The organism is Bradyrhizobium sp. 18BD, assembly GCF_054185225.1.
Genome location: NZ_JAVAYL010000009.1, coordinates 289135 through 301733 on the forward strand (window position 1 = coordinate 289135; position 12599 = coordinate 301733).

The window sequence follows — 12599 nt, forward strand, 5'->3', positions numbered from 1 at the left end:
TTTGGGACACTAACCTTCCATGGCGGCTAGCGGCAACGCCATCACGGCCTCCGCCTTGTGACAGGCGGCCAGATGTCCCTCACCCACCCTGCGTAGCTCAGGCAGGGCCTCGCGGCAATGCTGGTCGGCGAGTGCACAGCGCGCGACATAGGGACACCCCGTTGCGAGCGCCGATTGCGAGGCGATCGCCTGCGCCCCGCGGCGGCGCCGGCCGCCCCCGGCGCGGGCCCGCGGCACGGCATCCAGCAGCGCCCGCGTATACGGATGAGCGCAGCGCTCGAACAAATCCTCGGGCCGCCCCTGCTCGACGATGCGGCCGAGATACATCACCGCGACCTCGTCGCAGAGATAATCGACGACGGCGAGGTCGTGGCTGATCAGGATGTAGCTGAGGCCGAACTGCTCCTGAAGATCCTGCATCAGGTTCAGGACCTGCGCCTGCACGGACACGTCGAGCGCGGAGACCGGCTCGTCGGCGACGATCAGCTTCGGCTGGGTGATCAGTGCCCGCGCGATGGCGATGCGCTGGCGCTGGCCGCCGGAAAACTCGTGCGGATATTTGTCCATGTCGGCTTCGCGCAGGCCGACCTGCTTCAGCACCGCTGAGACGCGCGCGCGGAAGGTGGTCCGATCGGCACCTTCCAGCACGGTCAGCGGCTCGGCGACGATGCGCGCGATGGTCTGGCGCGGATCGAGCGAACCATAGGGGTCCTGAAACACCATCTGGAAATCGCGGCGGGCGCGGCGCAGCTCGTCGGGCGGGATGCGATTGAGATCACGGCCGAGCAGCGCCACCTGCCCCGAGGTCGGCCGCTCCAGCGCCATCACGACGCGCGCGAAGGTGGACTTGCCGGAGCCGGACTCGCCGACGATGCCGAGGCTCTTGCCGGCCTCGACCCGCACGCTGACACCATTGAGCGCACGCACCTGGCCGGGCGGGCGGAACAGGCTCTCGCGCGGCAGCGTGTAGCGCTGCTCGAGATCCTTCACGTCGAGAAGGGGCGCGGTGCTCATGCGGACAGCGCTCCGACATTGGCGGCCATGGAGACGTCGGTCCTGATGCAGCGCACGACATGGCCGGGCCCGACATCCGCCATCGGCGGCAGCGCCGCGTGGCACGGATCGATCACCAGCGGACAGCGATCGGCAAAGGTGCAGCCCGCCGGCAGATCGGCAAGCTCCGGCACGGTGCCCGAGATCGTCGTCAGCCGCGTCCCCTTGCGCGCGCCGAGTTTTGGGCGGGCGCGGAACAGGCCCTGCGTGTAGGGATGCCCCATGCGGCGGAAGACTTCGTTGGTCGGCCCGCTCTCGACCACGGTGCCGCCATACATCACCATCATGCGCTGCACGTTCTCGGCGATGACGCCGAGATCGTGCGAGATCAGGATCATCGACATGCCGCGCTCCTCGACGAGATCGGCGATGAGGTCGAGGATCTGGCCCTGGATGGTGACGTCGAGCGCGGTGGTCGGCTCGTCCGCGATCAACAGATCAGGCTCGCAGGCGAGCGCCATCGCAATGGTGATGCGCTGGCGCTGGCCGCCGGAGAACTGGTGCGGATAGGCATCGACGCGCCGCGCCGGGTCGGGCAATCCGACACGGTCGAGCAAGGCGATCGCTTCTTTGCGCGCCTGCGCGGCCGAATATTTCTTGTGACGCCGCAGCGGCTCGGCAACCTGATGGCCGATCGTGTGCATCGGATTGAGCGCGGTCATCGGCTCCTGGAAGATCATGCTGATGCGGTTGCCGCGGAGGCGGCAGTAATCCGCGTCGGCAAGTCCGGCGAGCTCGTTGCCGTCGAGCCTGATGCTGCCGGTGACCACCGCGCTGTCCGGCAACAGGCCCATCAGCGACATCGCGGTGACCGACTTGCCGCAGCCGGATTCACCGACGAGGCCGAGGGTCTCACCGCGCTTGAGCGCGAAGCTGACGCCGCGCACCGCCAGTGCCGGTCCGCGGCTGGTGTTGAGGCGGACGCCGAGATTGGCAACCTCGATCAGCGGCATGTCGGAGCGCTCGGCCATCGTCATCGCTCCCGCGCCAGGCGGGGATCGAGCAGGTCGCGCAATCCGTCGCCAAGAAGATTGAGGCCGAGCACGGCGATTGCGATCGCTGCACCGGGATAGACCGCGAGCATCGGCGACTGAAACAGCAGCGTCTGCGCATCGTTCAGCATGCGGCCCCAGGACGGCTGCGGCGGCTGCGTGCCGAGGCCGAGGTAGGACAGCGCGGCTTCGGCAAGGATCGCGAGCGCGAACTGGATGGTCACCTGCACGATCAGGATCGACAGGATGTTGGGCAGCACATGCTCGATGGTGATGCGGAATTTGCCCTTGCCCGAGGCGCGCGCGGCCAGCACGAATTCGCGCGCCCAGATCGCGTTGGCCGAGCCGCGCGTCAGGCGGGTCAGCGTCGGGATCTGGAAAATGCCGATCGCGATGATCGAGGTCAGCATGCCCGGCCCCGCGACCGCGGCGAGCATGATCGCCGAGAGCACGGCCGGAAAGGCAAAGGTGAAGTCGGAGAAGCGCATGATGATCTCTTCGGTCCAGCCGCGCTTGGCCGAGGCGATCAGGCCGAGGCAGACGCCGAAGGTGAGACCGATGCTGACCGCGATGATGCCGACCATGATGGTGGAGCGGGCGCCGGCGAGCAGCAGCGAGACGATGTCACGGCCGAAGGCATCGGTGCCGAGCCAGTGCTCGGCCGAGGGCGGCCGGAGCTTTGAGGCGATGTCGATCTCGTAGGGCGACCACGGCGTCCACACCAGCGAGAGCAGCGCGGAGGTAAGCACCAGCAGGCTCAGCGCTCCGCCCAGCACGAAGCTGCGGTGGCGCAGCGCGCGGCCCCAGAAGGTCCTGGCCGGCAGACGGCGCGTCGCGGCCGGCGCATCGATCGGTGTGGTCAGGGGCGCGCTCACAGGTCGTGGACCTTGATGCGGGGATCGATCAGGGCATAGAGCACGTCGACCACGAAATTGACGATGACGACCATGGTCGCTAGCAGCATCACGCAATTGCGCACCACGATCAGGTCGCGGTTGGCGATCGACTGGAAGATCAGGCGGCCGAGGCCCGGCAGATAGAACACGTTCTCGATCACGATGGTGCCGGCCAGCAGATTGGCGAATTGCAGCCCCATCACCGTCATCACGGGGATCATGGCGTTGCGCAGCACGTGGCTCCACAGCACCTCGCGCTTGCCGAGCCCCTTCGCGCGGGCGGTGCGGACGAAGTCCTCGCGCAGCACTTCGAGCACGGCCGAGCGCGTGACGCGGGCGAGGATCGCGGCCTGCACCACTGCGAGCGAGATCGCCGGGAGCAGGAGCGACTTGATTCCGAGCCAGATACCGTCCTCCCAGCCGGCGAAGCCGCCGGCGGAGAGCCATTGCAGCCGCACGGCGAACAGCAGCACCAGCAGGATCGCAAACCAGAAATTCGGCAGCGCGATGCCCACTTGCGTCAGCGACATCACGCCGACATCGCCGAGCTTGTTGTGGTTGGCAGCGGTGTAGATGCCGGCCGAGAGCGCCAGCGTCACCGTGATCAGCATCGACATGATCGCAAGCGGAATGGTCAGCACCAGCCGCTCCGCGATCAGGCCGGCGACCGGCGTGCCGTAGACATAGGAGTTGCCGAGATCGCCGACGACGAGGCCCTTGATCCATTGCAGATAGCGAACCGCCAGCGGCTGGTCGAGCCCGAGCTTGACGGTGAGCGCGCGGACCGCGTCCGGCGAGGCATCGGCGCCCATCAGCATCTGCGCGGCATTGCCCGGCAGCGCGTCCAGCACCAGGAAAATGATCAGGGATGCGCCGACCAGCGTCGCCAGCAAGGTCAATAGACGTCGGAGGACAAATACGCTCATACGCGCTCGGATTCAGGGCTCATCGGCGGCACGATCAACATGTCCGGACCGTAGACGCAAGTCCTTTGCGCGCAAGGGCTTTGCTGCGTGCGCATGTCGTCATTCCGGCCGGCGGGACAGGAGGCCAGTGGCGGCCTCGAACAGCGCGCTCACGCGCAGCAATTCGGCATCGGCCCGGAAACGGCCGACGAGCTGGAGGCCGATCGGCAGGCCGTCGCGGCCGAAGCCGCAGGGCAGGCTGATGGCGGGATGGCCGGTCATGTTGAACGGCATGGTCCAGGGGAACCAGTGCGGCCGGACGCTGTCGAAATGCGCCCCGTCGATCTCGATGGTGCCGAACAGGTCCTGCTTGATCGGCAGCGCGGTGCGGGTGAGCGTCGGCATCGCCAGAAACTGCCCGCGCGCAAGCAGGGATTGCACCCGGCGGAACAGCGCGGTGCGCGCGAACATCGCCTCCTGGTAGTCGACCCCGCTGACCTCGGTCGCGAGCGCGAGCTGCTTGAGGAAGGCTTCGCTCAGCTCCTCGCCGTGCTCGGCCGCGAGTTTTGCAAAGCGCGTGCGCCAGACGGTGTGGTTGATGGCGCGCCAGATCGGCTCGATGTCAAAACCCTCGCCGGAGAATTCCTCGAGCTCGGCGCCGAGGCCCGCCAGCAGGTCGAGGCTCGCCCGGAAGCTGGCCTGGACTTCGGCCGACACCGGACGGCCCGGCGGGGTCAGGCAGTACAAAATCCTCTGCCCGCGCAGGTCGCCGCGCTGGGCGGCGGTGCCGACGAAATCGGGCACCGGCAGGCCGATCGACCAGGGATCGACGGCGTCCTCGCCGGCCATCGCCTGCATCATCAGCGCGGTGTCGGCGACGGTGCGCGTCATCGGCGTGACATACGTCTGGTTGCCGAACACATCGAGCGCCTGGCTGTGCGGGATGACGCCGTTGCTCTGCTTCAACCCGACCACGCCGTTGCAGGCGGCCGGAATGCGCGTCGAGCCGCCGCCGTCGGTCGCGATCGCCAGCGGCGCGATGCCGCTCGCCACCGCCACCGCCGCACCGCCGCTGGAGCCGCCGGAGGAGCGGCAGGCGTCCCACGCATTGCGGGTGCGGCCGAACAGCGGCGAATCCGTCAGGCACTTGCTGCCGAATTCCGGCGTCGTGGTCTTGCCGATCAGGATCGCGCCCTCGCTGCGCAGCCGCGCAACCGCGACGGCATCTTCCGCCGGCACATTGTCCTTGTAGGGCACGGCGCCGAAGGTGGTCTTGACGCCTTTGGTGTTGACGATGTCCTTGACGGTGACGGGGATGCCGTGCAGCAGGCCGAGCGGCTCGCCGGCCATCACCTTGCGCTCGGCCGCGCGGGCCTGCGCCATCGCCTCGTCGCCGCACAGCGTGATGAAGCAGTTGAGTTCGGGCTGGAGCGCCTCGGCGCGGGCGAGCACGGCGCGGGTGAGCTCGACCGGCGAGATCCGCTTTTGCGCGATGAGGCCGCGCAATTCAGTTGCGGACAGCAGACAGGGATCGCCGTTCATCGTCAATACGCTCCGAAGCCGGCCGCCTTTGGCCGATAGCATTGACAGCGAGAATGACAGTTTTGTTAACTCGGCGTCCAATACGATTTTGATCGCCAACCCATACGTTTTCGGTATGCCTATGGATCTTCGCAGGCTCCGCTATTTCGTCGCCGTCGCCGAGGCACGCAGCATCGGCATGGCCGCCGAGCGGCTGCGAATGGCGCAGCCGCCGCTCTCGGTGCAGATCCGCAAGCTCGAGGCCGAGATCGGTGCGCCGCTGTTCCGCCGCGGCACGCGCGGTATGGACCTCACCGAAGCCGGCCACGCGCTGCTGGCGCGCGCCAGCGAGGCGCTGGCGCTGGCCGCCGACGGCGCTGAAGCAGCGCGCGCCGTCGCCTCGGGGCGGCGCGGGCGGCTGTCGGTCGGCTACATGTTCGTGCTGGCGAACGCGATGCTGCCGCGGCTGATCCCCGAGCTGCGCCGCGCGGTTCCCGGCGTCGACCTCGACTTCGCCGAGCTCAGCGCCTCGACGCGCGAGGCACGGCTGCTCGACCGCAGCGTCACGGTCGCGCTGTGCATGCCGGCCATCAACCACCCTGAAATCCAGGTGGCGCGGATCGGCGCGCAGCCCTTCATGCTGGTGATGCCGACCAGCTCGCCGCTCGCGCGCCTCCGCGCCGTGCCGATGGCGAGATTGCAGGGCCATCCGCTGATCGCCCTGCCGCATCCGGACCGCGGCCCCGCCTCTTCCGCCGTCGTCGCCTTGCTGCGCCGGCACCATGTGGTGATGCCGATCGCGAGCCGGGTCGAGACGGTGCATTCGGCGATGAGCCTGGTTCTGGCGGGCGAAGGCCTCGCCATCCTGCCGGCCTGCGCGCAGCTCGGCGCGCCGCGCGGCATCGTATTCCGGCCCTTGCGCGACGCCACCGATTCCATCGACATCGCGGTGTGCTGGCGGCGAGATTCGCAGAGCCCGCTGATCAAGACCTTCCTCAAATGCGCCGAGAAGGTCGTCGCCTCGCTGTGAGGCGGGCTACAGACTCCATGTTACCTCATGGCTCCAGGGCGGATCGGCGCCCGGGCGCGTGCAGGTCAGGCCGGCGCAATTGGCGGCGAAGGTGAGCGCGCGGCGGAGCTCGTCGGCACTGATGTGCTTCAGTTGCGAGCGGGCGAGCCTGCCCTGCTTGTGCAGGGCGAATAGCAGGGCGGCCTGAAAGCTGTCGCCGGCGCCGATGGTGTCGGCGACCTCGACCTTGGGCGCGGCGACCTCGATCTGCCCTGCTCTCGCATGCCAGACGATGGCGCCGTTGTTGCCGCGGGTGATGACGACGAGGCTTGTGCCCTGCCCCAGCAGCGCATTGGCGCGTTGCTCGTAGGGCTCGTCGCCGAAGAGGTAAGCGAAGTCGACGTCCGACATCTTGATGAGATCGGCGCTGGCGGCGAACTCCGCCATGCGCGCGAGATAGGCCGGCTTGTCCGTGACGAGGTTGGGCCGGCAGTTCGGATCGAAGGAGATCGTCGACGTCGCCCGCGCGTCCGCGATCAGGGTCTTCGTCTCGGCGGCGCCCTGGTCGTTGACGAGCGTGGTCGAGCCGACGTGGACGGCTTCGACCGTCGCGAAGGGAATGGTGCCGCGCCGATACATCCAGTTCCGCGTCGCGGTCTCGGCGTCATAGAAGGCGTAATGCGACTCGCCGGCAACGATGCGCACGAAGGCGAGCGTGGTCTGGAGATCGCTGCGGGTGGCAAGGCCAAGCTCGACATGCGACGCAGCGGCATGATCGGCGATCATGCGTCCGAACAGATCGGTCGAGATGCCGCCGACAAAGCCGGTCGGTACGCCCAACCGCGCCATGCCGATCGCGACGTTGAGGCAGGAGCCGCCGACGGCGGGCATCACCGCCTCGCGGCCGTCGGCATTCTTCGTCGGCACGAAATCGATCAGCGCATCGCCGCAGGCAATCAGCATGTCTCTCAACCCTTGGGAATGTCGCGCATCGCAGCGCGGCTGCCGCGATCGACCTCGCGCAGCAGCTTGTAGACCTCGCGCTTGCGGACGTGAAAGGCGGCCATGTCGGGTGCGGTCGGCTCGCTCTTGCGTCCGAGCGCCGACATCTTGGCCATGGTCTCGCCGATCGAGGCATAGGCGCCGCCGGCCACCGCGCCCAACATCGCAGCACCTAGCAACACCGGCTCCTTCGTCTGGGGCAGCGCCACGGTGAGGCCGGTGGTGTCAGCCATGATTTGCCGCACCAGCAGACTGCGGCTGGCGCCGCCGCCCATGATCATGATGCCGGCGCGGACGCCGTGCGCGGCAAAGGCCTCGATCACTTCGGCGAGCCCATAGGCGAGACCGCAGAGGCCGGCGACGAACAGGCGCTCCATCGAGCCGATATCAGTGTCGAGATCGAGGCCCGCGATCACGGCCCGCGTGTCGGGGTCGGCGTAGGGCGAGCGGTTGCCGATGAATTCAGGCAGCACATGCACGTCGCGGGCGAGCAGCGCGGCACGGCTGGCATCGCCGGCGCGCGCGATGATGCGGCGCTCGAGGAATTCGATGAGGTCAACGCCCTCGCCGCGCGCCGCCGCGCTCGCTTCCGCGTGTCCCGGATGCGACTTGAGGAGATGGTCGATCGCGGCGCCCGCGGCGGACTGGCCGCCCTCGTTGAGCCAGAAGTCCGGCACCATGCCGGAGTAATAAGGACCCCACACGCCGGGCACGAAGCACGGCTCTTTCGTCGTCGCCATGATGCAGGCCGACGTTCCCATGATGTAGGCCAGGCGATCGGTGACATCAGTCGTTCCGCCCGATCCATCGCGGCCGCCGATCGCGCCGATGCCGCCGGCATGCGCGTCGATCAGGGAGGCGCCGACCGGCGTGCCTGGCGAGAGGCCAAGATCGGAAGCGGCGGCGCGCGTCAGACCGGCGCCGAGCCGCGTGCCGGGCGCGACGATCTCGGTGCCGATGCGGGCGTAGTTCTCGGTGACAAAATCGGACAGGCCGATACGCTTGAAGAACGGCGCGCTCCAGCCGCCACCGTCATGGGCGAGGTAGTTCCATTTGCAGGTGACGGTGCAGGTCGAGCGCTGCAGCGAGCCGGTCGCACGCCAGGTCAGATAATCCGCCAGATCGAAGAAGTGCCCGGCGGCATCGAAGCTCGCGCGCATATGGCGCTTGAGCCACAACAGTTTCGGCATCTCCATTTCGGGCGAGATCGAACCGCCGACATAGCGCAGCACGTCGTGGGCGGTCTCGTTGATCAGCCGGGCCTCGGCGACGGCGCGATGGTCCATCCAGACGATGACGTTGCGCTGCGCCTCGCCGGAGGCGCTGACGGTGACCGGCGCGCCCTGCCTGTCGAGCACGACCAGGGAACAGGTGGCATCAAACCCGATGCCGCCGACGCTGTCGGGCACGATGGCAGCCTCCGCCATCGCCGCCCTCACGGATTTGATGCAGGCGTCCCAGATATCCTCGGACGATTGCTCGACGATGTCGCCGGCCTCGTGCCAGATCCGAATCGGATGCCTGGCGGTCGCCAGCATCGTGCCGGCCTCGTCAAACACCCCTGCCCGCGTGCTCGTGGTCCCCACGTCGACGCCGATATACGCTCGCGGCATTGTCGCTCCCGGTCGCTTTCCGTCAGTTTTGACGATAAGCCTACCAGCAAGTGTAGCCGCCATCCACCAGCACGATGCTGCCGGTCATCAGGCTCGCAGCCTCCGACGACAGGAACAGCACCACGGAGGCGATCTCCTCGACCTGCCCCATCCGCGCCATCGGGGTTCCACCGATCCAGGCGTCATACATTTTCGGATTGCTCTTCACGAAGGCATTGAGCGGCGTCTCGATATAAGTCGGCGCCACCGCGTTGACGCGGATGCCGCGCGCGCCCCATTCAGCGGCCAGCGATTTGGTCAGATGGTGCACGCCGGCCTTGGAGGCGTTGTAGAAACACTGCTCCTGCGGCTTGTTGACGATGAAGCCGGACATCGAGCCGACATTGACGATGGCACCGCTTCCCGCCTTCAGCATGTGCTTGCCGAATTCGCGGCAGCACCAGAAGGTGCCGTTGAGATTGACGTCGATGACGTTGAGCCAGTGCTCGTCGGTCACGGTCTCCGCCGGCGTCTCGCTGCGGGCGATGCCGGCATTGTTGACGAGGATGTCGACCTTGCCGTGGCGGGCAACGAGGTCGCCCGCGACCTCCGCGACGCGCTTCGTATCGGTCACGTCCATGATCGCGGTCTCGATGTCGTAGCCTTTTGCCTTCAGCTCGGCCTTGGCGTCGCCGGCGACCTTGCTGTCGCGGTCGCCGATGATCACCTTGGCGCCGGCTTCAGCCAGCGCTTCGGCGCAGCCAAGGCCGATGCCCTGCCCGCCGCCGGTGATGAACGCGGTCTTGCCGTTCAGCTTGAATTTTTCCAGATACATGGTGGTCTTCCGTTTCTTGTTAGCCGCGAAGTGCGTTGCCGCTCTGGTCGAAGCGGTGGATGCGTGCGGGGTCCGGCAGCAGCGACACGCGGTCGCCGGCATGCAGGCTCAGCTCGCCGATGTAGCGCGCGGTCAGCATGCCCAGCGGGCCGGCATCGACATAGAGGAACGTGTCGCTGCCGAGATGCTCGGCGACCGAGATGGTGCCCTGCCAGCCGCCGGCGCCATCGCGCTCGATCTTCAGATGCTCCGGCCGCACGCCGATCGTGGCGGCACCGCGTTGCAGGGCATTCTCGCCGGTCACGAAATTCATCTTGGGCGAGCCGATGAAGCCGGCGACGAAGAGATTGGCGGGCCGCTCGTAAAGCTCCAGCGGCGAACCATATTGCTCGATCTTGCCGCCATTGAGCACGACGATCTTGTCGGCCATCGTCATGGCCTCGACCTGGTCATGCGTGACGTAGATCGCGGTGGTGCCGAGCTGCTTCTGCAGCCGGGTCACCTCGATGCGCATCTGCACGCGTAGCGCGGCGTCGAGGTTGGAGAGCGGCTCGTCGAACAGGAACGCCTTCGGCTCGCGGACGATGGCGCGGCCGATCGCGACGCGCTGGCGCTGGCCGCCGGAGAGCTCGCGCGGCTTGCGGTCGAGATAGGGCGAGAGATTCAGCGTGGCGGCAGCGGCCTCGACCTTGCGGTTGATCTCGTCCTTCGGCAGCCCGGCCATCTTCAGGCCGAAGCCGATATTGCCGCGCACGCTCATATGCGGATAGAGCGCGTAGGACTGGAACACCATCGACAGCCCGCGCTTCGCCGGCGGCGTGTCCACCACGTTCTTGCCGTCGATCAGGATGCTGCCGCCGGAGACGTCCTCGAGGCCTGCGATCAGCCGCAACAGCGTGGTCTTGCCGCAGCCGGAAGGACCGACGAAGACGACGAAGGAACCGTCGGCAATGTCGAGGTCGGCGCCCTTGATGATGTGCACGGGGCCGAAGGATTTCTGCACGCCCTGAAGTGTGATCTGACCCATGATCCGGCAGCCCCTCTACTTCACCGCGCCGAAGGTGAGCCCGCGCACGAGCTGCTTCTGGCTGAACCAACCGAGGACGAGAATGGGCGCGATCGCCAGCGTCGAGGCCGCCGACAGCTTTGCCCAGAACAGTCCTTCCGGACTGGAATAGGAGGCGATGAACGTGGTGAGCGGCGCGGCGTACGAGGTGGACAGATTGAGCGTCCAGAACGCCTCGTTCCAGGCCAGGATCAGATTGAGCAGCAAGGTCGACGCCAGGCCCGGGATCGCCATCGGCGTCAGCACGTAGACCAGCTCTCGGCCGATGGTGGCGCCGTCCATGCGCGCGGCTTCGAGGATGTCGCGCGGGATCTCCTTGAAATAGGTGAACAGCATCCAGATCACGATCGGCAGATTGCCGAGGCAGAGGATGAAGACGAGGCCGGTGCGGGAATCGAGCAGGCCGAAGGCCTTGAAGATCAGGTAGATCGGCACCAGGACGCCGACCGGCGGCATCATCTTGGTCGAGAGCATCCAGAGCAGGATGTCCTTGGTGCGCCTGGTTGGCGAGAACGCCATCGACCAGGCCGCGGGGATCGCGATCAACAGCGCGATCAAGGTCGAGCCGCCGGCGATGATGACCGAGTTCATCGCGTGATGGAAATAGTCGCTGCGCTCCTGCACCGTCGCGTAGTTCTCGGTGGTCCAGTGGAAGAACAGGAAGGACGGCGGAATGGCGAAAGCCTCCAGCTCGGTCTTGAAGCTCGCCAGCACCATCCAGAGGATCGGGAAGAAGATCAGGAAGCCGAAGAACCACGCCCCCATCGTCGAGACCACCACCCGCTGCGTCGTCGCCATTCGCGCCATGCTTCATGCCTCCAGATTGCGGCCGACGATGCGGACGAGGAAAAAGGCGACGATGTTGGCGATCACCACAGCCACGAGGCCGCCCGCCGAGGCGCTGCCGACGTCGAACTGGATCAGCGCCTGCGAATAGATCAGGAAGGCGATGTTGGTGGTCTGCAGGCCCGGCCCGCCGCCGGTGGTGACGAAGATCTCGGCGAACACCGTCAGCAGGAAGATGGTCTCGATCAGGATCACCACGGTGATGGGCCGCGCGAGGTGCGGCAGCGTGATGTAGATGAAGGTCGAGACGGCGCTGGCGCCGTCCATCTCGGCGGCCTCCTTCTGCTCCTCATCGAGCGATTGCAGCGCGGTGAGCAGGATCAGCGTCGCGAACGGCAGCCATTGCCAGGCCACGATCAGGATCACCGCAAACAGCGGCACGTCATTGAACCAGTCGACCGGCGTCAGCCCGACCAGCTTTGCGAGCCAGGCGAACAGGCCGGAGACCGGGTGCATCAGCAGGTTCTTCCAGACCAGCGCGCTCACTGTCGGCATCACGAAGAACGGCGCGATCACCATCAGCCGCACGAAGTTGCGACCCACCACGGGCTGGTCGAGCAACAGCGCCAGGGGAATGCCGAGCAGGATGGTCAGCGCCAGCACCGAGCCGACCAGCACCAGCGTGTTCTGGAGCGAGGCGAGGAAGGCAGGATCGGTGAGGAAGTAGCGGAAATTCTCCAGCCCGACGAATTGTTCGGAGCCGGGATCGAGCAGGCTGTAACGCAGCGTCGAGAAATAGATCGTCAGCGCGAGCGGAACGATCATCCAGATGAACAGAAGCCCGACGGCCGGGGTCAGGAGCGACCGCGCAAGGAATTGCGTCTGCCGGGTTGCCATCACCTTCTCCTCGGGCGGGGAAGAGGCGGCCATCCACCCGGGGCT

General features: G+C 67.0%; 12 protein-coding genes. 1 reads left to right on the top strand and 11 read right to left on the bottom strand.

All coding sequences use genetic code 11. The features are described from left to right. Positions 1 to 9: 9 nt before the first annotated feature. The 5 genes from RAD16_RS18750 to RAD16_RS18770 form a co-directional block, all read right to left on the bottom strand. The gene (locus RAD16_RS18750; RefSeq protein ID WP_458159370.1) at positions 10 to 1014 is read right to left on the bottom strand and encodes an ABC transporter ATP-binding protein; all 1005 of its coding nucleotides are present in this window, start codon (positions 1012 to 1014) and stop codon (positions 10 to 12) included. Further along, positions 1011 to 2024, bottom strand: coding sequence for an ABC transporter ATP-binding protein (locus tag RAD16_RS18755; protein WP_458159371.1), 1014 nt, complete (start codon positions 2022 to 2024; stop codon positions 1011 to 1013). The genes RAD16_RS18750 and RAD16_RS18755 overlap by 4 nt, the downstream gene beginning before the upstream one ends. A gap of 2 nt (positions 2025 to 2026) precedes the next feature. Then, positions 2027 to 2920, bottom strand: a complete 894-nt coding sequence (locus RAD16_RS18760) for an ABC transporter permease (protein ID WP_458159372.1) — start codon at positions 2918 to 2920, stop codon at positions 2027 to 2029. Beyond that, on the bottom strand, positions 2917 to 3867 hold the full coding sequence (locus RAD16_RS18765; protein ID WP_458159373.1) for an ABC transporter permease: 951 nt from the start codon (positions 3865 to 3867) through the stop codon (positions 2917 to 2919). Before RAD16_RS18765 ends, RAD16_RS18760 begins: the two co-directional genes overlap by 4 nt. 99 nt (positions 3868 to 3966) lie before the next feature. Beyond that, on the bottom strand, positions 3967 to 5388 hold the full coding sequence (locus RAD16_RS18770; protein ID WP_458159374.1) for an amidase: 1422 nt from the start codon (positions 5386 to 5388) through the stop codon (positions 3967 to 3969). 121 nt (positions 5389 to 5509) lie between these two features. Between RAD16_RS18770 and RAD16_RS18775 the strand changes: the two genes are divergently transcribed. Next, complete coding sequence (locus RAD16_RS18775; protein ID WP_458159375.1) at positions 5510 to 6397, top strand: LysR family transcriptional regulator; 888 nt, start codon at positions 5510 to 5512, stop codon at positions 6395 to 6397. 6 nt (positions 6398 to 6403) lie between these two features. Here RAD16_RS18775 and RAD16_RS18780 read toward each other — a convergent pair whose 3' ends face one another. Genes RAD16_RS18780 through RAD16_RS18805 form a run of 6 tightly spaced genes read right to left on the bottom strand, consistent with a single transcriptional unit; the run spans position 6404 to position 12554 of the window. Further along, on the bottom strand, positions 6404 to 7339 hold the full coding sequence (locus RAD16_RS18780) for a carbohydrate kinase family protein (RefSeq protein WP_458159376.1): 936 nt from the start codon (positions 7337 to 7339) through the stop codon (positions 6404 to 6406). A 5-nt stretch (positions 7340 to 7344) separates the two neighbouring features. Beyond that, complete coding sequence (locus RAD16_RS18785) at positions 7345 to 8991, bottom strand: FGGY-family carbohydrate kinase (protein ID WP_458159377.1); 1647 nt, start codon at positions 8989 to 8991, stop codon at positions 7345 to 7347. A 40-nt stretch (positions 8992 to 9031) separates the two neighbouring features. Further along, on the bottom strand, positions 9032 to 9805 hold the full coding sequence (locus tag RAD16_RS18790; protein ID WP_458159378.1) for an SDR family NAD(P)-dependent oxidoreductase: 774 nt from the start codon (positions 9803 to 9805) through the stop codon (positions 9032 to 9034). Positions 9806 to 9824: 19 nt separating this feature from the next. Continuing rightward, complete coding sequence (locus RAD16_RS18795; protein WP_458159379.1) at positions 9825 to 10832, bottom strand: ABC transporter ATP-binding protein; 1008 nt, start codon at positions 10830 to 10832, stop codon at positions 9825 to 9827. Between the two features lie 15 nt (positions 10833 to 10847). Next, on the bottom strand, positions 10848 to 11678 hold the full coding sequence (locus RAD16_RS18800) for a carbohydrate ABC transporter permease (protein ID WP_458159380.1): 831 nt from the start codon (positions 11676 to 11678) through the stop codon (positions 10848 to 10850). A 3-nt stretch (positions 11679 to 11681) separates the two neighbouring features. Beyond that, positions 11682 to 12554, bottom strand: a complete 873-nt coding sequence (locus RAD16_RS18805) for a carbohydrate ABC transporter permease (RefSeq protein ID WP_458159381.1) — start codon at positions 12552 to 12554, stop codon at positions 11682 to 11684. Positions 12555 to 12599: the final 45 nt, after the last annotated feature.

Bases quoted from the DNA above. Each gene is read 5' to 3' on its own strand.
- RAD16_RS18750 (WP_458159370.1), bottom strand. From the start codon at position 1,014: ATGAGCACCGCGCCCCTTCTCGACGTGAAGGATCTCGAGCAGCGCTAC.
- RAD16_RS18755 (WP_458159371.1), bottom strand. From the start codon at position 2,024: ATGGCCGAGCGCTCCGACATGCCGCTGATCGAGGTTGCCAATCTCGGC.
- RAD16_RS18765 (WP_458159373.1), bottom strand. From the start codon at position 3,867: ATGAGCGTATTTGTCCTCCGACGTCTATTGACCTTGCTGGCGACGCTG.
- RAD16_RS18770 (WP_458159374.1), bottom strand. From the start codon at position 5,388: ATGAACGGCGATCCCTGTCTGCTGTCCGCAACTGAATTGCGCGGCCTC.
- RAD16_RS18775 (WP_458159375.1), top strand. From the start codon at position 5,510: ATGGATCTTCGCAGGCTCCGCTATTTCGTCGCCGTCGCCGAGGCACGC.
- RAD16_RS18780 (WP_458159376.1), bottom strand. From the start codon at position 7,339: ATGCTGATTGCCTGCGGCGATGCGCTGATCGATTTCGTGCCGACGAAG.
- RAD16_RS18785 (WP_458159377.1), bottom strand. From the start codon at position 8,991: ATGCCGCGAGCGTATATCGGCGTCGACGTGGGGACCACGAGCACGCGG.
- RAD16_RS18790 (WP_458159378.1), bottom strand. From the start codon at position 9,805: ATGTATCTGGAAAAATTCAAGCTGAACGGCAAGACCGCGTTCATCACC.
- RAD16_RS18795 (WP_458159379.1), bottom strand. From the start codon at position 10,832: ATGGGTCAGATCACACTTCAGGGCGTGCAGAAATCCTTCGGCCCCGTG.
- RAD16_RS18800 (WP_458159380.1), bottom strand. From the start codon at position 11,678: ATGGCGCGAATGGCGACGACGCAGCGGGTGGTGGTCTCGACGATGGGG.
- RAD16_RS18805 (WP_458159381.1), bottom strand. From the start codon at position 12,554: ATGGCAACCCGGCAGACGCAATTCCTTGCGCGGTCGCTCCTGACCCCG.